The organism is Stieleria tagensis, from assembly GCF_024129865.1.
Taxonomy (GTDB): Bacteria; Planctomycetota; Planctomycetia; order Pirellulales; family Pirellulaceae; genus Stieleria; species Stieleria tagensis.
On record NZ_JAMYFE010000076.1, the window covers coordinates 85,352 to 105,951 of the forward strand.

General features: G+C 57.1%; 18 protein-coding genes. 11 read left to right on the forward strand and 7 right to left on the reverse strand.

The annotated features are described in order from the left end of the window. Positions 1 to 76 precede the first annotated feature (76 nt). Positions 77 to 1,636 carry a serine/threonine protein kinase gene (locus tag NHH03_RS18670; RefSeq protein ID WP_253158507.1) on the reverse strand — a complete coding sequence of 520 codons (1,560 nt, stop codon included), beginning with the start codon at positions 1,634 to 1,636 and terminating at the stop codon, positions 77 to 79. 527 nt (positions 1,637 to 2,163) lie between these two features. On the opposite strand from NHH03_RS18670, the gene NHH03_RS18675 reads away from it, so the two are divergent. From NHH03_RS18675 to NHH03_RS18695, 5 genes are all read left to right on the forward strand, one after another. Beyond that, on the forward strand, positions 2,164 to 2,943 hold the full coding sequence (locus NHH03_RS18675; RefSeq protein WP_253158508.1) for a TIGR04282 family arsenosugar biosynthesis glycosyltransferase: 780 nt from the start codon (positions 2,164 to 2,166) through the stop codon (positions 2,941 to 2,943). Further along, positions 2,940 to 4,127: an NAD(P)/FAD-dependent oxidoreductase gene (locus NHH03_RS18680; protein WP_253158509.1), complete on the forward strand. Its 1,188-nt coding sequence runs from the start codon at positions 2,940 to 2,942 to the stop codon at positions 4,125 to 4,127. Before NHH03_RS18675 ends, NHH03_RS18680 begins: the two co-directional genes overlap by 4 nt. Continuing rightward, positions 4,117 to 4,833, forward strand: a complete 717-nt coding sequence (locus NHH03_RS18685) for an FAD-dependent oxidoreductase (protein WP_253158510.1) — start codon at positions 4,117 to 4,119, stop codon at positions 4,831 to 4,833. The genes NHH03_RS18680 and NHH03_RS18685 overlap by 11 nt, the downstream gene beginning before the upstream one ends. Before the next feature lie 233 nt (positions 4,834 to 5,066). Beyond that, on the forward strand, positions 5,067 to 5,708 hold the full coding sequence (locus tag NHH03_RS18690; RefSeq protein WP_253158511.1) for a FliO/MopB family protein: 642 nt from the start codon (positions 5,067 to 5,069) through the stop codon (positions 5,706 to 5,708). A gap of 43 nt (positions 5,709 to 5,751) precedes the next feature. Then, positions 5,752 to 6,114 (forward strand): hypothetical protein, encoded by a 363-nt coding sequence (locus tag NHH03_RS18695; RefSeq protein ID WP_253158512.1) that lies wholly within the window; start codon positions 5,752 to 5,754, stop codon positions 6,112 to 6,114. 34 nt (positions 6,115 to 6,148) lie between these two features. On the opposite strand, the gene NHH03_RS18700 is transcribed toward NHH03_RS18695, so the two are convergent. Continuing rightward, a complete protein-coding gene (locus NHH03_RS18700; RefSeq protein WP_253158513.1) occupies positions 6,149 to 7,288 on the reverse strand; it encodes an NAD(P)/FAD-dependent oxidoreductase in 1,140 nt (379 codons plus the stop codon). After that, positions 7,267 to 8,007 carry a methyltransferase domain-containing protein gene (locus NHH03_RS18705; RefSeq protein WP_253158514.1) on the reverse strand — a complete coding sequence of 247 codons (741 nt, stop codon included), beginning with the start codon at positions 8,005 to 8,007 and terminating at the stop codon, positions 7,267 to 7,269. The genes NHH03_RS18700 and NHH03_RS18705 overlap by 22 nt, the downstream gene beginning before the upstream one ends. Before the next feature lie 198 nt (positions 8,008 to 8,205). Here NHH03_RS18705 and NHH03_RS18710 point away from each other — a divergent pair, with 198 nt between their 5' ends. From NHH03_RS18710 to NHH03_RS18735, 6 genes are all read left to right on the forward strand, one after another. Then, a complete protein-coding gene (locus tag NHH03_RS18710; RefSeq protein ID WP_253158515.1) occupies positions 8,206 to 9,672 on the forward strand; it encodes a sodium/glutamate symporter in 1,467 nt (488 codons plus the stop codon). 147 nt (positions 9,673 to 9,819) lie between these two features. Then, positions 9,820 to 10,629 (forward strand): ABC transporter permease, encoded by an 810-nt coding sequence (locus tag NHH03_RS18715; RefSeq protein ID WP_253158528.1) that lies wholly within the window; start codon positions 9,820 to 9,822, stop codon positions 10,627 to 10,629. A 6-nt stretch (positions 10,630 to 10,635) separates the two neighbouring features. After that, positions 10,636 to 11,490, forward strand: coding sequence for an ABC transporter permease (locus NHH03_RS18720; protein WP_253158516.1), 855 nt, complete (start codon positions 10,636 to 10,638; stop codon positions 11,488 to 11,490). Between the two features lie 48 nt (positions 11,491 to 11,538). Further along, positions 11,539 to 12,207 (forward strand): adenylyl-sulfate kinase, encoded by a 669-nt coding sequence (gene cysC, locus NHH03_RS18725; RefSeq protein ID WP_253158517.1) that lies wholly within the window; start codon positions 11,539 to 11,541, stop codon positions 12,205 to 12,207. 187 nt (positions 12,208 to 12,394) lie between these two features. Further along, positions 12,395 to 12,664: a 30S ribosomal protein S15 gene (gene rpsO / locus NHH03_RS18730; protein ID WP_253158518.1), complete on the forward strand. Its 270-nt coding sequence runs from the start codon at positions 12,395 to 12,397 to the stop codon at positions 12,662 to 12,664. 505 nt (positions 12,665 to 13,169) lie between these two features. Then, the gene (locus tag NHH03_RS18735) at positions 13,170 to 15,449 is read left to right on the forward strand and encodes a polyribonucleotide nucleotidyltransferase (protein ID WP_253158519.1); all 2,280 of its coding nucleotides are present in this window, start codon (positions 13,170 to 13,172) and stop codon (positions 15,447 to 15,449) included. A 104-nt stretch (positions 15,450 to 15,553) separates the two neighbouring features. Here the strand turns inward: NHH03_RS18735 and NHH03_RS18740 are convergent, their stop codons facing one another. The 4 genes from NHH03_RS18740 to NHH03_RS18755 form a co-directional block, all read right to left on the reverse strand. Beyond that, a complete protein-coding gene (locus tag NHH03_RS18740; RefSeq protein WP_253158520.1) occupies positions 15,554 to 16,792 on the reverse strand; it encodes a hypothetical protein in 1,239 nt (412 codons plus the stop codon). 372 nt (positions 16,793 to 17,164) lie between these two features. Beyond that, positions 17,165 to 18,196, reverse strand: a complete 1,032-nt coding sequence (locus tag NHH03_RS18745; protein ID WP_253158521.1) for an esterase/lipase family protein — start codon at positions 18,194 to 18,196, stop codon at positions 17,165 to 17,167. 197 nt (positions 18,197 to 18,393) lie between these two features. After that, on the reverse strand, positions 18,394 to 19,275 hold the full coding sequence (locus NHH03_RS18750; protein ID WP_253158522.1) for a hypothetical protein: 882 nt from the start codon (positions 19,273 to 19,275) through the stop codon (positions 18,394 to 18,396). Between the two features lie 884 nt (positions 19,276 to 20,159). Next, positions 20,160 to 20,600: DUF4349 domain-containing protein (locus NHH03_RS18755; RefSeq protein WP_253158523.1), on the reverse strand; the 441-nt coding region annotated here is incomplete at its 5' end.

Genomic DNA, 20,600 nt, shown 5'->3' on the forward strand with positions numbered 1-20,600 from the left:
AGACAAAACCGTGTCGTCGCAACGATCAGAAGCGTTGACGGTTCCCAAGTCTAGAGAGCCCGAGCAAGTCTGGCTATTACGTCCCGGTGACACGAGCCAGGAAAAAACCAAGCCCGAGCGCGACGATAAAGAAAGCGATCATCAGGGCGGCGACCAACATCTTGTCGAGTCCCTTTTCCTTTTTGACCGCTCGATTGCTGCGACTGACACCACGGTAGACGCCGGATTCATCACCGACGTTGACGCTGGATTTCCCCTCCGACCGCTCGCCGATGCGCGACCGTCCACTCAATCCCGATAACCCATGGGGACCGGATCCGGAATAGCCCGATTCGACTTGCAGATCCAGGAAACTGCCTTCGTTGAAATCGATTTCACGACGTTGAACGTTCACCAACCGACCGCTATCGCTGGGACTCAGACCTTCGCCGCGAATCAACCGACTGCGACTGCTCGCCAGCGTGTCTTCGTTTTTATTAGACACCGTGTCGCCACCGGTATTGCGGCGGATCACATCGTCATCCAGGGAAATCGACGACGACCCTAAACCATCACCATCGGGTCGATCTCCTAACCCGATGGTCACCTTTTGACCGCGCGGCACCTTGGCGACAAACCGTTCCAACACCTCCGCCACATCGGTCGCCGTTTGGTAGCGATACTTTGGATCTTTCTGAATCATTTTGACACAGATCCCTTCCAACTCGCCCGGGCAACTCGGACGAATCGTTCGAATCGGTTGCGGCATCTCTTTTTGATGCATCGCGATCCGCTGTGCCAGCGTGCCTTGATTGAAAGGCGGGCGACCGGTCAGCAGGTAATACATCGTACAGCCCAGCCCGTAGATGTCGGCGCGATGATCGACCGAGTGGCTGTTGAGCGCCTGTTCGGGGGCCAGGTAGTCGGCGGTTCCCAACACGTTTTCGTTGTTGGCCACGGTCAATGACTCTTCCTCTTGAGCCCCCATCAGCGCCAAACCCATGTCCAGCAAACGCACCGAATGTTTGGAATCGAGCAGCAAGTTGGCCGGTTTGACGTCTCGATGGATCACGCCTTTTTCATGGGCATGTGCCAACCCGCGTGCGGCTTGAGCGATCACACCGGCAGCGGTCGATGGATCGAGCGGTCCGTCGCGTTTGACCAGCGCTTGCAAATCCAAACCATCCACATATTCCATCACGATGTAATGGATGTCGCCTTCGTTATCAATGTCATAGGCGCGGACGATGTTGGGGTGACTGAGCGAAGCGATCGCTTTGGCTTCGAGTTGAAACCGAGCCAGATAGGATGAGTCCGAAACACGCTTCTTCGGCAATACCTTGATCGCACGCTTGTCATGCAATTTGGTGTGCTCGGCCAGATACACACTGCTCATCCCGCCGGTGCCGATGTGACCGAGCAGTTTGTAATTGCCCAGAAAGAAGCCTTTGTATTTGCCGTTGAGCAGTTTTTCGTTGTGCCACTGCGTCAACATGTTGTTCTTTTCGAACAGCTGAGCCAACGTTTTGACATCTGGCGGCAGCTTGCCACCGAAGTGCTCCCGAACCTTCTCCACCAGCCGCTTCGATTTGGCCGGATCGACCAAGCGACTTTTCTCGACCAACTCAAGGTATTTATCGGGCGACGGTACTGACATGTGCGTCCGTTCGGGAAGTCAACTCGGGTGGAGCATTCGGGTGACGTGAGAAGTTTACGAAACAATTTCTCCGCTTGGAGAGCCAATCAGGCTCCGATAAAACGGATTTTGTAGAAATCTTCCGCCGCGACATGACATCCGCACCATCGCAGCGGTGATTCGGCGCAATCTCTTATCGTAACCGCAATGGCACAGTAGAACACTGAAAACCGGCCCCGGAACGCCGCTTTGCAAGGCTCTTTGGGTGTGGTTCTAGCGGTCGTAACCAACGGGCTGTGCCAACCGCGCCACAGCCAGGCCGAAGTTTTGAAGTTGCGATTTGATGGTAACCCGACGCGTGAGCGAGGGATTTAGGCTGTCAATGGGATCCCTGGCTGACGCGTCGGGTTACCAAAAACCAATACCTGACGCAAAACCGCTGGCTCCAAAACTGACGCCTCGGGCTACCAAAATCGATTGCCTGATGCAAAAACGCAACTTCAAACCGCCGATGCCGGGGTGCTCAAAACCAGGCCGACCATCCCATAATGGAAGCGATCTCCATCCAACCAGCCGCCCCCCGGACCACCATGGCCATGCCCCCAGACGTCGATCGAACCTGCCGACTGGGGCTGATGGCCAAGCACTGGGAACCGGGCAAAGTCAAAACGCGACTGGGGGCAACGATCGGAATGCAGCGCGCCGCCAAACTCCACCGACTGTTCTGCGAACACCTGACGCACGCGCTGGCGACGGCCGCAGATCGCCGGTCCCTGGTGATTTCCCCGCCGCAGAGTCGAGGCGAATTCGAATCGTTCTCCCCGACCGGCTGGGACGTCGAAATCCAATCCGAGGGCGACCTGGGCAGACGCATGCAAACCTGGTTTGAACAATCCGCCGCTGCCGCCGCGCCGTCGGTGGAGAATGCGCCGCCGGTCGATGGCGTGCTGATTGGTGCCGACTGCCCGCTGATTTCGACCGCTCTGATCGGGCACACACAGCGGTTGCTGTCCGACCACGACGTCGTGTTGGGCCCGGCCGTCGATGGCGGCTACTACCTGATCGCACTCCGCGACGGCTGGTGCGAACGCTATCAACCATTGACCCATCAAATGCCGTGGAGCAGCGCGGATGTGTTCACGACCACCTGCACACGAGCCGAATCGGCGGGACTCTCCGTGGCGGTGCTGACACCGATGGAAGACATCGATACCGAATCGGAACTTGATCGTTTGAGGACTCAACTGCGCCAGGATTCCAGCGATGCGGGTGGCCAAGACCTGCTGCAATCGATCGAGCGCATCATGCAAAATGGAGTCCAGACATGAACACGCAAGTCGCAATCATCGGCGCCGGGGCGATCGGATTGTCGCTCGCTTACGAATTGTCACGACGTGGTCGCCAAGTCACGGTGATTGAACGTGACCCAGTCGATTCCCTGCAGCATTCGCAGACGCAGTCATTGGGCAAGACACGCTCGGCTACCTCACTGGCGGCGGCCGGTATTTTGCCACCAGCAAACTTGGATCGATCCACCGATCCGATCGATCGCCTACGCGGTCTAAGCCACCAACTGTTTCCTGAGTGGACGGATCGGCTGCAGCGAGAATCAGGCATCGATTCCGAATTGATTCGTTGTGGCGGTTGGTACCTGGCCGACACGATCGGCGAAGTCGCATCGATGGCTGGGATGGTTTCCTATTGGAACGAATTGGCGATCGAGTGCCGGGAAATGTCGCTGCAGGAATTGGTGCGCCGTGAACCGGCCATGCAGTCCTGGTCACAGCGTGATGGCCTGGCCAAAGCCTGGTGGGTGCCCGATGAATACCAGATTCGCACCCCTCGTTATCTGGATGCGCTGGCAATTGCCTGCGCCCGCCAAGGCGTCGAATTTCTGGACCGTGCGAAAGTCGTCGACTTGGACGATTCCCGCGGCCATGCCACGCTAACGCTGCAGTGTGAGCGTAGCGCTGAACAAACCATCCAAGTCGATCAAGCCGTGGTGTGCGGTGGCAGTTGGAGCGGTTTGCTGGCCGAGCGATTGCGGCTCTGCCAAAGCATCGTGCCGGTCCGCGGGCAGATTCTGTTGCTAAAAACCGAGACCGCAATGATGACCAGTGTCATCAACGTCGGCCATCGCTATTTTGTCCCCCGCCGCGACGGCTATGTGCTGGTCGGATCTTGTGAAGAAGAAGTCGGGTTCCAACACGGCACCACGCCTGCCATCTTGCACGACTTACGCAGCTTTGTCGCTGACACCTGTCCGCCACTTGCCCAAGCGCGGCAGGTCAGCGCCTGGTCGGGTTTGCGGCCGATGACGTTTGATGGATTTCCGATGTGTGGCAAACTGCCCGATAGCGAATCGATCTACGTCGCCACAGGCCACTTTCGCAGCGGCATTCATCTGTCGCCCGGCACAGCGGTTTGCATGGCCGATTTAATGTGCGGCCAAATTCCACCTCTTGATTTAGCCGCCTTTCGGGTCGGCAAACAACAATCGCATGAACATTGACACCTACGATTCGGACGCCACCCTCGATCCACCGGGAACCATCGCTGTTGTCGGCGCCGGACCACTGGGCATTGAAGCAGCCCTTTACGGTCGCTACCTGGGCTATGACATCACGCTATTGGAATCCGACCAAGTCGCCAGCTCGCTGGTCGATCAAATCGGCCAACCGATTCCGATGATGCCCGATCGCTGCGTGTCACCGTTGGGACTGGCCGCACTCAAAGCTCAATCCGGATCCGACATTCCGCTGACCCTACCGACCATGATCGACCAGTGGATCAACGAAATTTGGTTGCCGCTGACGCAAACGGATTTATTACGAGGCCGACTGCGGTGCCCGGCGCAAGTCATCGCGATCGAACTGGCACCGGTCGAATTGGATCAGGAACAGGACGCAGAGGACGACGACCAAGACGAAATCCCACCTGACTTTCGTTTGCGAATTGCGGGCCAAGATCCGCTGGATGTCGAAGCCGTGATCTTGGCGACCGGATCCGTGTCATTGGAAAACGGGGCAGGGCAGGGCGGTACCGATTCGATCCCCTGTTCCTTTACGCGGCCCGCCGACTACTTGTACCAAATCGGAACGTCAGCGAGCGGCAATGCCGAAACCGACTATTGGGCCGGACTGAAACAGATCGTCGCCGTCTATGCGTCACTGGCCGGTCGTGATGACCTGGATCTGTACCGACCCGACAGGGGCTGACCCCAAAAAGTGCCCGACACAAGTTGTGTGAAGAGGATTTCTCCGACCGGTTTTGTTCGTCGCGGAAAACCGTCACCCGAGTCGGATAAATCCTCCACACCAGCGCCCCACCAGCGCCGCCCAAGTTGAAACTGGACTTGATTTGTGACGGCAATTCGGCGAAAGGATTGGATTAGGTTCGTTTTGATCCTCCGTCCCTGACTCCGTTGATCCCCGATCCCGTTGATTCCGCCATGGTTTGCTGCCGATATCGCCTGCTGGTTTGCCTGGCCATCACACTGGTTTCTCAGAACTGGCATTCGGAGCAGGTCACGGCGCAGAACTCGGTCGTGCAATCAGCCTACGTGGTTCATGCCGACAGTTCCCAACCGCTGCCGCAAACGGTCGCTAAACCGCAATTCACCGAAACCTCTCGAGGCGAGTTCCCTGCGTTGGTCGTGCCGACCGAAGACGCTGAAATCGATGAAGCAGGACTGACCAATGAGTTTGCCGCACCGATCGTGACCACCGTCAGTTCACTGCTGGTCGTGCTGGCGATTTTCGGCGGCCTGGTATGGCTGTCGCGTCGCTACGGGGCGACCACTTCCGCACCGGGGTCGTTGCCCGAGGACGTGTTGAAAAATCTTGGCAGTTCGATGGTCGACTCAAAAAACCGGGTGACCTTTTTAAAGGTCGGCCAGCGGATTCTGGTGATCGGACAAGCGGCCAACGGCGATCCGCAAACGTTGTCGGAAATCAGTGACCCTGACGAAGTCCATCGAATCACCAATCGCTGTTTGGGCCGCCCCGAAATCGTCGGCCGGCGGACCAGCTTGAACAGTTCGGAGCGACCCACTAGTCTTGATCCCCACCGTCGCCAGTTGGCGTCCGGTTGATGCCTGCCTGATCGACCGAAATCGTTCCAGCCACCGGTCAGCGATGCCAAACGTAAACCCCTACAAACCCAGCGCTGATGATTCAACGCTGTTGGTGACGTTACCGCAGCACGGCCGCAACGCTTGGTCGATCACCAGCGCGATCATCTCGGTTGTACTGGGCATCGCCAGCTTTGCCCTGGGAGTGCTGGTCATGCTCGAAACAATCAGAATCGGGCGACAACAAGGCTACAACATCGAAATCGCTTACGGGTTGCTGACCGGCAGTGCGTTGATGGTCATCGGTGCGGCCTGGATCATCGCAGGTTGGCTTTACTGGAGACAGCGAAATCGGATCGCCACCGCGATCAGCGTGACCGTCATCACCGTCGGCGTGATCGGAATCCTGCTGTTGATGCTGGCCTAAATGTCGCTGAGATGCCGATCGGGCTGGCGCAGCGTCACACACCGCGACTGAGTTCGCGTAACAGTGGCCTGGCGAGTCCGGGGAATCGAATCAGCGCGTGACCGGCAAACCGACGCAGCAGACTGGATCGACAAGCCGTGGTGACGATCCGGCAGAGCCGTTTCTTCCTGTCCAATAGTTGCTGCAGTTCCAGTTGCCATTGGTCGCCAAGCAATCGCAAATCATTGGCAGTCGCGATTCGATTTGCCGCAGCGATTCCACTTGCCATGGCCCAGGTCATTCCTTCACCGGTGAAAGGCTCGACGTAGCCCGCCGCATCACCGATCGCGATCACTCGCGCGTTGCCAAAGCGACGTGTTCGACGCAGCGGAGGTGTGGTGATCACCGGCGAAACCGTTTGGAAGTCCGGCAAGGGGAGACCGCTGCGACCGAGGATCTGCTGCATTCGCGCCAGTGGATCGCCAATCGCATTGCCAATTGATCCTGGTCGCAGGGCTGCGGCGATGTCCGTTTGCCCATCGGCCAACTGCACCATACCGACATATCCGTCATCGTCGCATGCCATGTAAATCGCACCGGGACGTAGATCGTCGGATCTGGCGGTACAGGAAACACCGAATGGACCATGCGGGGCGTCGGTCCAGGGCAGCAATTCCTGCACACGACCGGCGGATAGCCCCGCGGCAACAACGACAGCGTCGAACTGTTTCTGCACCGTTTGACCGTCGTGCAGAAGTGTCACCAACACACCATCGGGCAGCATGCGATCGATCGTGCCTTGGGTCTGCATGGCGACCGCGGCGCCCGATTCAGCCGCCGCGTCGATCAACATCGGATCAAACACTTCGCGCGAGATCGCGACACCGATCGGCACTGGGATTTCGACGCGGCGGCCATCAAACGATGCGATCCAGCGATCCGTCACTTGACCGCGGGACAGCACCTGTTGCTTGAGCGAACACTGATCCAACAACCGCAGGCCTGCGTCGCTGACGCAACAGCCACAGACCTTGGCACGCGGAAATCGACTTCGTTCGACTAACGTGACGTTCACACGATGCCTTGCCAGCTCCAGCGCACAACTCGCACCGGCGATGCCGCCTCCGATCACCAAGACCTCCGCAGCACCACAGCGACTGGTTTCGGCGACCATCAATTCAGTCCCGGCTGACAAGCCTTCGAAGCCGGCAGCGTCGCCATGAATCGGCAGGGCAAGATTCGCCGCGCAGCCACCGGCGCATCGATGGCACGGGTCGCAAGGTAACGGAACTCCTGCAGCGTGTAGGCGCCTTGCACGCTGCGGATTGCGTCATGATGCACAACGTGTGAGCGTGACACCAATTGGGCGCCGGCGATCACCAAACCTAGATTCAATCGACTCCGCTCCAAATCGCAAACCACCACACGCTGCCCGGCGGCCGCCACCAACTTCTGTAGCAATCGAGTGGTGTCCGCTTCGTCCAGGTGATGCAAAAACAGCGAATTGGTGATCACGTCGAATCCGCCGGGTAAATTCCCATTCAAACAATCCTGCTGAATGGGATTCAACGACACGTTGGCTCGATTCGCATGACGCAATTGCTGTTCGATGGCAAAACCACTGATCTCCAACGTGGACATTTCAAGCCGCAGGCCCGAGAGTTTGGCACGCTTGGCCCAAGCGATCGGCAGATCCGCAGATCCAGAGGCAACGTCCAACACACGCAGCGTGTTGCGTCCGCTGTGCAGTGCGCAACGGACGAGCTGGCGGTACATCGATCCAGCGATTCCCGTCATGCGATTCAATCGCGCTAAACCAATCAAGGCATTTCGATGAATTCCATCCGGTAAATCCGGCTGGTCCATCAGTTCTGGCTGACGGTTGCGTGGGTATCGTGACAGTCGTTGAATCAATTGCAGTGCTCCGGTGTGATCGCGCAGAAACTCTATCGTAGCGACAAGCCGGCCTTCGTCGTTCGGTTTCGCTGCGTCGTTCGGTTTCGCTGCGGTGGCCGATGGCCTACATTTGTCCGTGGTACCACCATTGACATTGGTACCCGTCAGAGCCCAACGGTGCTGCGGCGATTCCCATCAACCTCAATTGGCGTCTGGATGAGCTTGGCGTTTTTGTTCGTTGCGGTGCTGCTACTAGCCGGTGTAGTAGTCCGTCAACGGCTGCGCGTCTTACAGCATCTGTTTATCCCCGGCTGTGTCGTCGCCGGCTTCATCGGTTTATTGGTGGTAACGCTGGCCGATCGACTGGGCAGCGAATCGGTTGCCCAAACCAGTGCAACGATCAATGAAACACTGGCGGGTTGGCCCGGGCCACTGATCGCAGTCGTCTTTGCGGCGATGATGTTGCAACCTCCGGCCGGTTCCGCGGGAAGCAACGATGATCGCCAAAACGATGAAACAACAGCCGGCAGTGTCGGACGCCAAGGCCTGATGGTTTGGATCATCGTGCTCGGTGAAACCATGGTCGGATTGTTGGCCACCTGGTTGTTGATCCAACCCCGCTACGACGTCCCCAATTCGTTTGGCATGTTGATTGAAACCGGGTTTGCCGGCGGGCATGGCACGGCCGCCGCGATGGGACAGGTCTTTTCCAGTCCCCAAGTCGGCTTGGATGCCGGGCTGGACTTGGGGCTACTGATGGCGACTTGCGGATTGGTCTATGGCGTGGTCAGTGGGATCGTTTGGATCAACGTCGGCGCGCGACTGGGTTGGCTCAAGTCAGCCGAAACCGCCGATCTGAAATCCACTGTCAAATCCGACCAGCGTAAACCGATCGGGTTCCAGACACTGACCTCTGACGCGATCGATCCGCTGTTGTTGCAAGTCGTCTGGATCGCGCTGGCTGTGGCCGCCGGGATGTTGTTGCAATCCGCGGTGATGTCGATCGCGGGATTCATCGACACTTCACTGGGAATCGGATCGACCGACGGCAGCGACGCCGCTCGAAAAGAACTGTCCAAGCGACTGTCGGCTTCCAATGTCCTGGATTTCCCACTGTTCATCTACAGCATGTTTGGTGGCTGGTTGGTCCGTTGGGGATTACACCAAATGGGACAATCCCAGCGTATCGATTCGGCCACGATCCAACGATTGAGTTCCACCGCGATGGAGATTCTGGTGGTTGCCGCGATCACGTCTCTCAAACCCAGTGCGGTGGCGCAGTTGCTGGGACCGTTTCTGATTCTGTTTGTCTGTGGCGCCATTTGGACAGCGTTTTGTTTGCTGGTGATTTCCCGCTGGGTGCTGCCGCGGGAACATTGGTTCGAACTGGGGTTGATCAACTATGGCATGTCGACCGGAACGACTGCGACCGGATTTGTGTTGTTGCGGGTGGTCGATCCGGAATTAAGAACGGCGGCGGCGAGTGATTATGCATTGGCCGCGCCCTTGTCAGCCCCCTTTATCGGCGGCGGAATCCTGACGATCGCTCTGCCGCTGGTGTTACTGGAACAGGTCTCAATCGTTTGGCCGGCGACCGTGATCACTGTGATCGTGGTGGCGCTGGTCGTGTTAGGACGGCGGATCGGCCGCGACGTGAGTTTGCCTGTGCTGGGCGATTCCTAGCCGGTTGGCTAGGATCGGGAGACAACTTTTCGTCGACCCCCATTCGCTATCGCAACGAGGGCAAGTTTGTCCGCCGCACCCGCCGCCACTGTCGATTACCCACCGCTACCGGCGCCGAATTTTCGTCAGCGCGTCGCGGTCTGGTCGATGATTCTGAAAACGTCGCTGGGCGAGCGACTGGTCTATCGCGGAGATTTCGCGTTGGGAACGCTGATGCGTTTCATGCCAATCATCACACAGATCTTTCTGTGGTACGCGGTCTATGATTCGATCGGGGCCGCCGAAGGCGATAATCCGGCGGAAATTGGTGGGTTTCGCTTTCGTGACATGGTGGCCTATTACCTGCTGACGATGATCGCCCGGGCTTTCAGCAGCATGCCCGGATTGGCATCCGGCATCGCCCAACAGATTCGCGACGGCGAAGTCAAACGGTACTTGATCCAACCGATCGATCTGGTCACGTTTTTGCTGCTGACGCGGGTGGCTCACAAGTTGGCGTATTACGTGATCGCGGTAGCACCGTTTGCGCTGGTGTTTTTCTTGGCTCGCGACTACTTCGTCGACGGTTGGCCGAGCCTGCCGGTGTTCCTCGCGTTCTGCGCATCGTTGATCATGGGATTCTTGATCGGTTTCTTTTTGGAAGCCGCCATCGGGATGATCGGATTCTGGTTTCTCGAGGTCAGTTCGCTGTTGTTTGTGATCATGTTGTTCAGCTTTTTTCTGTCCGGGCACATGTTTCCGCTGACGATGCTGCCCGAAGAGTTCCTGTGGTTCGTCAATTTTTTGCCGTTCAAATACTTGGCTTATTTTCCGGCCGCCATTTTCTTGGGCAAGATCCCCGAGGACCAATTGGCCATGGAGATGTGGATCGAAGTCGCTTGGTTGGTGTTTTTCATCATTCTGTGCCGCGTGGCCTATGCCCGTGGCGTCAAACGTTACAGCGGATTCGGAGGCTAGCCAGCGATGAATGAACTGCAACGCTACGGCCGAGTCTTTCTGACGTTCGCCCGCAACAGTCTGGTGCGCGACATGACGTTTCGGGCCAATTTTGTGCTGCAATGCGTCAGTAGTTTGGGTTGGACGGCGATGAACGTCGGCTTTTACCTGATCATTTTTGAACACACCACGTCGATCGGCCAAGACACCGGATGGGACCGCGATCGGTTCTTTTTGTTCATCGCCACGACATGGTTCATCAATTCGCTGGTGCAGGCGTTTTTCATGCCCAATGCACAGGAATTCAGCGAGATGATTCGTACTGGGGGGCTGGATTTTGCATTGCTCAAACCGATCGACACGCAATTCCTAATCTCGTTTCGCAAAGTCGACTGGAGCCAACTGTCGAACTTTTTTGCCGGGGGCCTGATCGCCGTCGTTTCGCTATGGAACCTGGCGCACCGCGAAGTCGATCCGATGATCCCCTCGGCGTTAACGGTCGCGCTGTATGTCCTGTTTTTGATCTGCGGCGTGATGATCATGTACAGTTTGATGATCGCGCTGAGCGCGACCAGTGTCTGGTTGGGACGAAACCAATCGCTGTACAATTTCTGGTTTTACATCACCAACTTCAGCCGCTATCCGATGGAAATTTACAACCACGGCTGGGGACGTCCGCTGTTCGGGCTGTTTACGTTTGTGATCCCGATCCTGTTGGTCGTCAACGTACCGGCGCGAATACTGGCCAAGCCGCTTTCACCGCGAGCCGACTGGGAATGGGCACTGGTCGCTTGGGCGGCCGTGGTCACGGTGCTCAGCTTATTGGCCAGCCGCTGGTTATTCCGCAAGAGCTTGCTCAGCTATCGCAGCGCCAGTTCTTAATCCGATGGACCGGCGACCAAGATTCCAAGTACGACAGAAGAGACTTTGATGGACATTTCCAAAGACATCGTTTGGCACGAGCAGAGTGTCGAACGCGCCAGCCGCGAACAGCGACTGGGGCAGTTGGGATGCGTGATCTGGTTCACAGGGCTAAGCGGCTGTGGCAAAAGCACGATCGCCAATGCACTGGACGTGATGCTGTCCACTGGCGGCAAAGCGACCACGTTGCTGGATGGCGACAACGTGCGGCACGGACTATGCGCCCCGCCGGCGGTTTTGCAGCAGGAACACGACCAGGCGTTTGCCGAACGATTCGGGCTGGGGTTCACCGCGATCGATCGCGAAGAAAACATCCGCCGGATCGGCAGCGTCGCGGCATTGATGGCGTCAGCCGGTTTGATCACGTTGACGGCGTTTGTCAGCCCCTATCGGCTGGACCGAGATCGCGTCCGCAAAATCGTCACCGCTGCCGGACGCCCGAGCGACTTTGTCGAAGTCTTCGTCGACACGCCGCTGGAAATTTGCGAGGCGCGAGACCCCAAAGGCTTGTACAAGAAGGCTCGGGCGGGCGAGATCAAGCACTTCACAGGGATCAGCGACCCCTACGAGCCGCCGCAGTCACCCGAGATCCGGCTGGACGGGGGGGCTGATTTGTCGGTCCAGCAGTTGGCCGAGCAAGTCCGCGATTGGCTCGCCCAGCGGGGCATCCTCGGCTAGCCCCTGGCGGTTCGGCCGGTCGGGTGAAACCGGGATCGGGATGTGTCGGCCGCAGCGACACCGGGCGGTGAACTTCCGATCGCCTCAGAAACAACGGGATTTTTGCCGTTGCGGTATTGGGCGATGCCGGTAAACTACCGACCCGTAATGAAACGAGAGACAAAATAGGTTTGAAAGTAAGTACGAAATGACGATTTCGAAGCAGCGCAAAGCTGAAGTCATCCAAGAACACGGTGCACAAGACGGCGATTCTGGGTCCCCCGAGGTCCAAATTGCAATCCTAACCGAACGGATCAACGGATTAACCGAGCACATGCGGACGCACAATAAAGATTTCGCGTCACGCCGAGGCTTGCTCGGATTGGTTAGCCGCCGTCGACGTCTGCTGGACTATGTCCGCGGCGAAGACCCGCAGCGTTACCTTGATATCATCGGAAAGCTGGGCATCCGTAAGTAGCCCAGGGCTCGGCCGCTCAGGCGTGACGAAGGCTTCGGCCTGACTGTCGCCCCAGCGGCGACGAGAAGACTGTGGCTAGTCGAGATCCCCATCTCGCCTTTTCTGTTCACGCCCCCGGCTGATTCTTATTCCCCCTCTCGCCGGGCGGGTTCCGGCAAGCAATGTTGCTTGCCGCTGTCGCGGTGATTGCTATCGCCAATCGACCCCGTGGAGTCACGCTCTTAGCAGCACCGGACTGATCACCCTCGCCGGGTGACAGCACCGAATGAAAACGTGCGGCTCGGAAAAAATAGATCCGGACTCTCCCCTGATCCGGTTCTCTGCGGCGTCTGCTTGGCAGCCCATCTCGCAAGTCATCCTCGCTGTTGGATTTCCATTGATTTCCCAGCAGGCGTGAACGTTTTGCGGTGATTTTTGTTTATGACTTTGGGCACCCACTGGCAATCGGGCCGGTCGGTCACCGAAGTAACTTTATTGTTTGTAGTGTTGTAAGAAGGTAAGAAAAGTGACTGTGAATAAAGTTCGCGTCGAGAAGAAAATTGGACGCCAAGTGTTGTCGTTCGAAACCGGTCAAGTGGCGAAGCAAGCCGCCGGTGCAGTGTTGGTTCAGTACGGCGAAACCGTCGTCTTAGTCGCTGCGGCAAGCAGCAAGCCCCGGCAGGGAATCGACTTTTTCCCGCTGATGTGTGATTACCGTGAACGATTCGCGGCGGCTGGAAAATTCCCCGGCGGATTCCTGAAACGAGAAGGCCGACCGTCGACCAAAGAAATCCTCAGCTCGCGACTGATGGATCGACCGATTCGCCCGCTGTGGCCCGAAGGCTACATGGACGAAGTCCAAGTCCAAGCGTTTGTCCTGTCCAGCGACCAAGAAAATGATGGCGACGTGCTGGCAATGAACGGTGCCGGTGCTGCATTGCACATCAGCCCACTGCCTTTCCTGGGACCGATCGCCTCGGTCCGCGTTGGCAAAGTTGACGGCCAAATGGTCGCCTTCCCAACCAACACGGAACTGGAATCCAGCGAACTGGACATGATCGTCAGTGGTTCGCGTGAACAGGTTGCCATGATCGAAGGCTTTGCCAATGAAATGCCGGAAGATCAAATGATGGAAGCGATTCAGTTCGCTCACGGCATCATTCGCGAAGTCATTGACCTACAGGACGAACTGTACAAGAAGGTCAATCCAACCAAGATCGAGTACGTCGCCCCCGAAGGCGATGGCCTGCTGGAACGAATCTCGTCGGCCTACTACGACCAGTTCCGGTCGACGATGCAGACGCCGGGCAAGCACGACCGTGCCACTGCGATCAGCGAACTGCGCGACAAAGCGATGGCGGACATGATTCCGGATCCCAATGCCGAAGGCGCAATCTGTACCAAACGCTTCAAATCGGTTTGGCACGATCTGGAAAAAGTGGTTGCCCGTGACCTGATCGTCGCCGGCACCCGCCCCGATGGACGCGACAACACCAGCCTGCGTCACATCCACTGTGAAACCGACCTGCTGCCACGCGTTCACGGTTCGGCATTGTTCCAACGTGGCGAAACCCAAGCCGTGATCACCGTCACCCTGGGCACCGCCCGTGACGAGCAGCGTGTCGACGGCTTGCACGATGAATTCAGCAAGAAGTTCATGCTGGATTACAACTTCCCCTCGTTCTCGGTCGGCGAATGCCGCCCGATCCGAGGCCCTGGACGTCGGGAAATCGGTCACGGCTGCTTGGCCGAACGCAGCGTCGCACCGGTTCTGCCGGCCGCCGAAGATTTCCCCTACACCGTTCGCGTGATCAGCGACATCACCGAATCCAACGGCAGCAGCTCGATGGCTTCGGTTTGTGGTGCCACCTTGGCCCTGATGGCTTCGGGCGTACCGATCAGCAACCCGGTTGCCGGTATCTCCGTCGGCTTGGTTCGCAACGCCAACGACGAGTTCGTCCTGCTGACCGATATCCTGGGCAGCGAAGATCACTTCGGTGACATGGACTTCAAGATCGCTGGGACGCAAAACGGCATCACCGGGATCCAGTTGGACCTGAAGGTCAACGGGATCAGCGAAGAAATCATTCGTGCCACGCTGAAACAATCGCGTGAAGCTCGAATCGAAATCCTCCGCAAGATGCTGACTACGATCCCGCGTCCACGACGCGAAACCGCACCCACCGCACCGCGTTTGTTGCGCACTCGCATCGCGTCCGACAAGATCGGTGCTTTGATCGGACCCGGTGGCAAAAACATCCGTGGCATTCAAGAAGCCACCGGTTGTGTGATCGAAGTCGACGACGACGGCACCGTCCTGGTCGCCGGCAGCGACAAAGAATCGGCCGCCGAAGCCATGAAGCAAGTCGAAGCCTGCACCGCGACCGTTCAGATCGGCAAGATCTATGACGGGATCGTCAGCAGCATCAAAGACTTTGGTGCGTTCGTCGAAATCCTGCCGGGTCGTGACGGATTGTGCCACATCAGCGAACTCAGCAGCGGCTACATCAGCAGCATCGACAAGGTTGTCCGTGTCGGCGATGCGATGAAAGTCCTGGTGATCGACGTCGATGAACACGACCGCGTCAAACTCAGCCGTCGCCAAGCCCTGGAAGAACTGGGCGAAGAAGACGAGATCGCTGCACTGGTTGCCGAACAAGGCGACGACCGTGGCGGTGACCGCGACGGCGGCGACGATGGCGATCGCCCACGTCGCCCACGCAGCGGTGGCGGTGGAAGCGGCGGCAGCGGACGTCGTCGTGGTGGCAGCGGCGGTGGTGGTGGCGGACGTCGTCCCCGCGACTGATCCCCAACAGCCAAACCTGACTGATCCAATCAAAAACGCCGCCTGTGTCAAACACAAGCGGCGTTTTTTTATTCCGTCCTATTCACATTGTTTCCACCGAAACACTAAATGGTCATCGGTGGGATCGGCCAACTGGGAATACCAGGAGCCGTCAACTGAGGGGGATGATTCGTAAGTACGGGAGCTGATGTCGGTTCGTCGCCATTGGCTGCAAACACTTCTGTGCCCAACCAATAATTCGGATGCTGATGCGGAGCGGGACAGGCAAGTACGTTTGCCAAAGTGACTTCGTGGTAACTCAGAAAGGACAGCAAGCGATAGAAGTTGGCTTTGCTGGATCTGTAATGCCCGGTTTTAGGTGTCAAAAAACGAACCTTGCCGCCAATACAGCAGATTTCTCCGGCACACTGAACCGGATCGCTGGCGAAGAAACTAGAGTGGTGAAAAAGATTCACCAGGTGCGAATTTGAATAGAGAATATTGTCGAATCCCAATACGAAAATTGCCCAGCCGTATTTAGAAAAATGAGTTTCTCGACCACTCGTATCATACAACGTCCCATTGGCATCAAACAATTTCCCTCCTTGGATCGAGATCTTATATGCCGCTCGTTCCGAAGGCGTACAGTACTTGACACCTTCGGCACGCTCACGAATCGACGGCAAATTTGGTAGAGCTGTGCCGCCAAGAAACATGCCACTGGGATCATCTTCCGCGTTAGCAGGCAGAATGTAGTCAGCCCAGGCGCCGATGCTAAGTGTGCCGCCGGCAGCAACATAGTTTCCGTACCATTGCCTCATCCGGTTATCCACGTTTGGACCCCAGTGACGTGGTCCGGTCTCGTTCGCGAGATTTTGGCCCATCGAGTTGCCGACGCGTTTGACATCGTTCCCCGTCAACTCTCGACCGAATGGCAAATTCGGAACAGGCTTGATCGCAGGTGCTGGCGCATTGGTGCTCTGCTGTTCTCCGAAATGCTTGAACTCCATCACGGCCAGGAAACGCAGATTGGAACTTTCCAATAACTGTTGAACCGCTGCATGACTGGCACGTTGATTGGTGTGGTTCAGCAGCCAGGCAATACATTCACGGCGAATTCGACGCAGTGCAGCGATCGCTCCATCGTGCATCCCTTGACCGGCCGCATCGTGGATTTTGAGCGCGGCGAAAATTTGGTCTAAGTCATTTTTCGTCTTAAACACTTTTCCAATACCCGACCGCCCAGTCAAGGATTTGAACTGTTTCAGCGTGGGAACCTTGATCGTAGGCATTCTCTCTCTCTTAGCTAGCAGGTCTTGATTTCTACGATAACGACGCCTTGCATGCCCTTGTGCCAATGGCACGCAAGACAATGGCATTCGGAACGACTAATTGAATGGGCCTTCGAACGAGGTGCCTCGGTACGACGTGAGAGGCACAATACACTGCCCGTCTCCCTAGCTTGTACGTTCATAGACTCCCGTTTTGTATCGGATCGCTAGCCGACGATCTCTACAGGAAGCTGTCTAGAAAGATGCCATGACAACCCAAGGCAAACGCGCGCTCTGGGCAACCTGAGGGATCAGTGGCTCATGTGATGAGCTTTTCGATCCCTGTTATCAAGTGACTGCGGTGACAAAAACATTCGATGATGTCGATTCGATCATCCAAGAATTTGGTGACGGTGACTTGATCGTCAAAGTTTGGGACGCCGAGCCGCCCAATGATGGCGAAATTTACTCTTGGACCGCCGGTCGATCAGCAAACCGACTCGATCGCTCACAATCGTCGAGCAACGCAACGGTCTTCTCCATCACCGCCTCGTTGTCCATCAGAAAACTGTGCAACACCGGCACCGTCGTAAAACTAGCCGCTCCTTCCAACCTGGCCTCATCCAAACTGACAACAAAGTCACCGTCGCCGTCGACCAGCGGGTTGGCGACTGGCGTGATCACGTCGCCGGCGATGATGTGAAATGGAAACGGCGGCGTCGCTAGTTTTGGTGCCAGTGTTTTCCACTTCGCACCCAATTCCATTCCACCTTCGCCCGTCACCCAACCGAACACGCGTGTGGGCGCCAACCGCTCGGCGATCATCGCGCCCTGATTGGGCGGCCCCAACATCACCATCGACTCACAGCGGGACAGGATTTGCTGGGGGTCTCCATCGGCCTGCAGATCACCGATCAAATGGCGGACGACGATGTTGCCCATGCTGTGACCGACGAAACTGAACGTGTCATTTTCCGGCAGATTCTCCAACACCTCACGCAGTGCCGCGGCATGGTCGCCGATCGAGGCGCGTGTGCTGGCATAGGAAAATCGCACCGCATGGGGGAACCCGTCGGCCGCCAGTCGCGTCTCCAGCGACTTCATGCAGCTGCTGGTCCGCATCAATCCATGCAACAGAATCACCCGATGCTTGGCCGAGCCGGATTCAACCGCAGGACAACGCTCGTCGAGCGCTGCGATGCACTGCGGCTTGCTGCCCCAGGCATGACGGTAGTTATTGGCATCGATCAACCGCCAGTGTCCCGTCAACGCGTTCTGTTGGACTTTATTGCCATCACGCCACAGGTGATCGGTCCAAATCTGTGCCAATTCGGTGGTTTTCAGTGGCAAATTAAAGTTCTGATCTTGGGGCACGTCTTGTCCCTCCACCGTGTTGCTCGCTTGAATCACTGCGTCGTCGCCGACAGACTGCCCCGCATTGTGATGGATTTGAAACACCAGCAAAGCAGCCAGCGCGACAGATAATAAAATTCGCATAAATACAGAAGGGGCTGGAACAGGAAGGGGCTCAATTAGCAGAGTGCCTGTGCAATGCCGTGGAGAGCGCGAAATCCGACATCTCATCTCAAAACCGTCCCGATGATGCCGAGCGAGTTCCCTGGCGTGACATTTTCAGGCCGCCCAACGGGCGACAAAGTCGGTCGATTCCAACGGGGAAACGAATGAAGGATCGGTTAGTGGAAGGGTGCAGCATCGGCGGATTGTTTCTCCCTTATTCGATAGTGAAGTGTCAGTACGGGTAGCCCGAGAAATCGCACCGCATGTTCACAACGAACGGTTTGCTCCTGATCAACAAACAACTCGAATCGCTCATGAAGGGTCATCACACGCCAGACTCTAAGGTGGTCAGAGCCCGATTTCTGCACGCGATAAAAACCAGCATCTCCGAAGCCACTTCCGGCCGAAACGAGTCGCAATCCGTCGGCAGCGTCATTTTCCGGTCGCAGGATGACCGTGGCATTGCCATTGGGCATCGGAAAAACCACTTTCACACAAGCACCATTCACTCGCGGCACGTCCTGAGTCATGTAAAAACCTGTGTAAATCACCTGGTCACCCCGCGCGAGTTTGCGAAACCAACCCGTGTAACAAATCTCGCCATCCGGCTGGCGTAGCAAAATAATCTCGCTGGTCATTCCATAGGCGGTATCGAGACCGTTGAGAGGGAAGTTCAGTTGATTGACCCGACGACTGATCGTTGCGACGAGAAGCCACAGCGCGATCCGGGCCGGGAAGTAGGTGGTTGCCCAAGTATCCAGCGCATAGCGGTGTGTGTTCTCGTAGAAATCCCGAATCTTTGGCTCCACTCGCTCGGGGGCAAATGTCTCGCTCCGCAACACATCAAAGCGCGGAATCAATCCGCCTTCTTTGGCCTCACGAATCAGCGTCAATCCCTCGGCCACTGCAGTCTCTTCGTAGGGCCGATCGCCGATCGATTTCCCTCCCAGTGGACCGATCAGCCACGAGATCTGATCGGCCGAGTAGCGTCGACCAAAGAGAAAGATGAGTGTGTAGATAACCCATGCTCCGACGGTTCCAACCAAGTTTCGCAGCATACGGGTCTCCGGAAGGTAATTGAGGCGGAACAGGGCAGTGATGATGGCCTAGATAGAAAAACCCTCGCCGAGCCCGATTCTTGCCACCGCGACCGATCGACCGCAATCCACAAAATGTTTGAACGGCGACCGCGAGAACAGTCGCTCGAGGGTGTTTTCAAAACTGAATGTTCCATCGGGGACATAGCACTACGGATGGTCCGTCGGGGACATAGCACTACGAATAGCAGCAACAGTCAATGCTTGCATTCCCCACGCATCGATTCGTCGGCGAGAGTGCTCTGTCCCCCTGGCATTTTGGACGCCTGTTTGCCGTCGTTGGTGTGGAGGATTTATCCGACCGGGGATGTTCCGTCGGGGACATAGCATTACGTGTTCCGTCGGGGACATTGCATTGTGAGTAGCAGCAACAGTCAATGCTTGCATTCCCCACGCATCGATTCGTCGTCGAGAGTGCTCTGTCCCCCTGGCATTTTGGACGCCTGTTTGCCGTCGTTGGTGTGGAGGAATTATCCGACCGAATCGGCGGGCGTATTGAATCTCCGTGCCTTAGTGCCTCCGTGAGATCGATTGCTCGGTGGTCTCTCACAGAGGCACAGAGGTTGAAGACTTGGATGAAAGAGTGCCGCTCGCAGTTCAAATCGAATACGATCGCGATTGGTCGATGGCATTTATCTGGCCAAGAAAATGCGGGATGATGCGGTGAACGGAAATCACGGGCGCGGTTGATTGCTGAACTCAAGATGATCAGCCGCAACTCCGTTATCGCGATCGTTCGCGACTCGCACTCAGGCGCCAGCCAGTACTCGTACTCCTACTCGATTCAGCCGCAAACCAACATCGCTGGTCAACGCTGCAAGGGATGTTCCATCGGGGACATAGCACTACGAATAGCAGCAACAGTCAATGCTTGCATTCCCCACGCATCGATTCGTCGGCGAGAGTGCTCTGTCCCCCTGGCATTTTCCGTAGGCCTCCGTCACGTCGTCACTGGTTTGGGTCAGCGAGCGGGCAAAGCCCAGCGCGGAAACCCCCTTCAGCAAATCGTCGTAACGATCGACCGGCACGCGGATCACCCAGGAACCGCCTTGGTGGTCGCGATGATTGCGATCGGTCCGCTGTTCGGCGATGAATCCGGCGTGAGTGGCAATCACGGCGGCGATTTCAGCTTCAAATGCGACAAAGTCCTTGACCAACAAATCGACCGCAGCGGTGTAAATGATTTTGCGTTGGTGAGTTGTACTTTGGCGGCCAGGGTTTCCGGTGCCATCTAGGGCGGCTTCGCCGCCCGCGACCATCGACAAGCTATCGGCCATGTCCGCCTC

Excerpts from the sequence above, each read along its gene's own strand:
- NHH03_RS18675 (WP_253158508.1), top strand. The coding sequence starts at position 2,164 with ATGGAAGCGATCTCCATCCAACCAGCCGCCCCCCGGACCACCATGGCC.
- NHH03_RS18715 (WP_253158528.1), top strand. The coding sequence starts at position 9,820 with ATGATTCTGAAAACGTCGCTGGGCGAGCGACTGGTCTATCGCGGAGAT.
- NHH03_RS18720 (WP_253158516.1), top strand. The coding sequence starts at position 10,636 with ATGAATGAACTGCAACGCTACGGCCGAGTCTTTCTGACGTTCGCCCGC.
- NHH03_RS18710 (WP_253158515.1), top strand. The coding sequence starts at position 8,206 with ATGAGCTTGGCGTTTTTGTTCGTTGCGGTGCTGCTACTAGCCGGTGTA.
- NHH03_RS18695 (WP_253158512.1), top strand. The coding sequence starts at position 5,752 with ATGCCAAACGTAAACCCCTACAAACCCAGCGCTGATGATTCAACGCTG.
- NHH03_RS18750 (WP_253158522.1), bottom strand. The coding sequence starts at position 19,275 with ATGCTGCGAAACTTGGTTGGAACCGTCGGAGCATGGGTTATCTACACA.
- NHH03_RS18690 (WP_253158511.1), top strand. The coding sequence starts at position 5,067 with ATGGTTTGCTGCCGATATCGCCTGCTGGTTTGCCTGGCCATCACACTG.
- NHH03_RS18685 (WP_253158510.1), top strand. The coding sequence starts at position 4,117 with ATGAACATTGACACCTACGATTCGGACGCCACCCTCGATCCACCGGGA.
- NHH03_RS18745 (WP_253158521.1), bottom strand. The coding sequence starts at position 18,196 with ATGCGAATTTTATTATCTGTCGCGCTGGCTGCTTTGCTGGTGTTTCAA.
- NHH03_RS18670 (WP_253158507.1), bottom strand. The coding sequence starts at position 1,636 with ATGTCAGTACCGTCGCCCGATAAATACCTTGAGTTGGTCGAGAAAAGT.
- rpsO (WP_253158518.1), top strand. The coding sequence starts at position 12,395 with ATGACGATTTCGAAGCAGCGCAAAGCTGAAGTCATCCAAGAACACGGT.
- cysC (WP_253158517.1), top strand. The coding sequence starts at position 11,539 with ATGGACATTTCCAAAGACATCGTTTGGCACGAGCAGAGTGTCGAACGC.
- NHH03_RS18680 (WP_253158509.1), top strand. The coding sequence starts at position 2,940 with ATGAACACGCAAGTCGCAATCATCGGCGCCGGGGCGATCGGATTGTCG.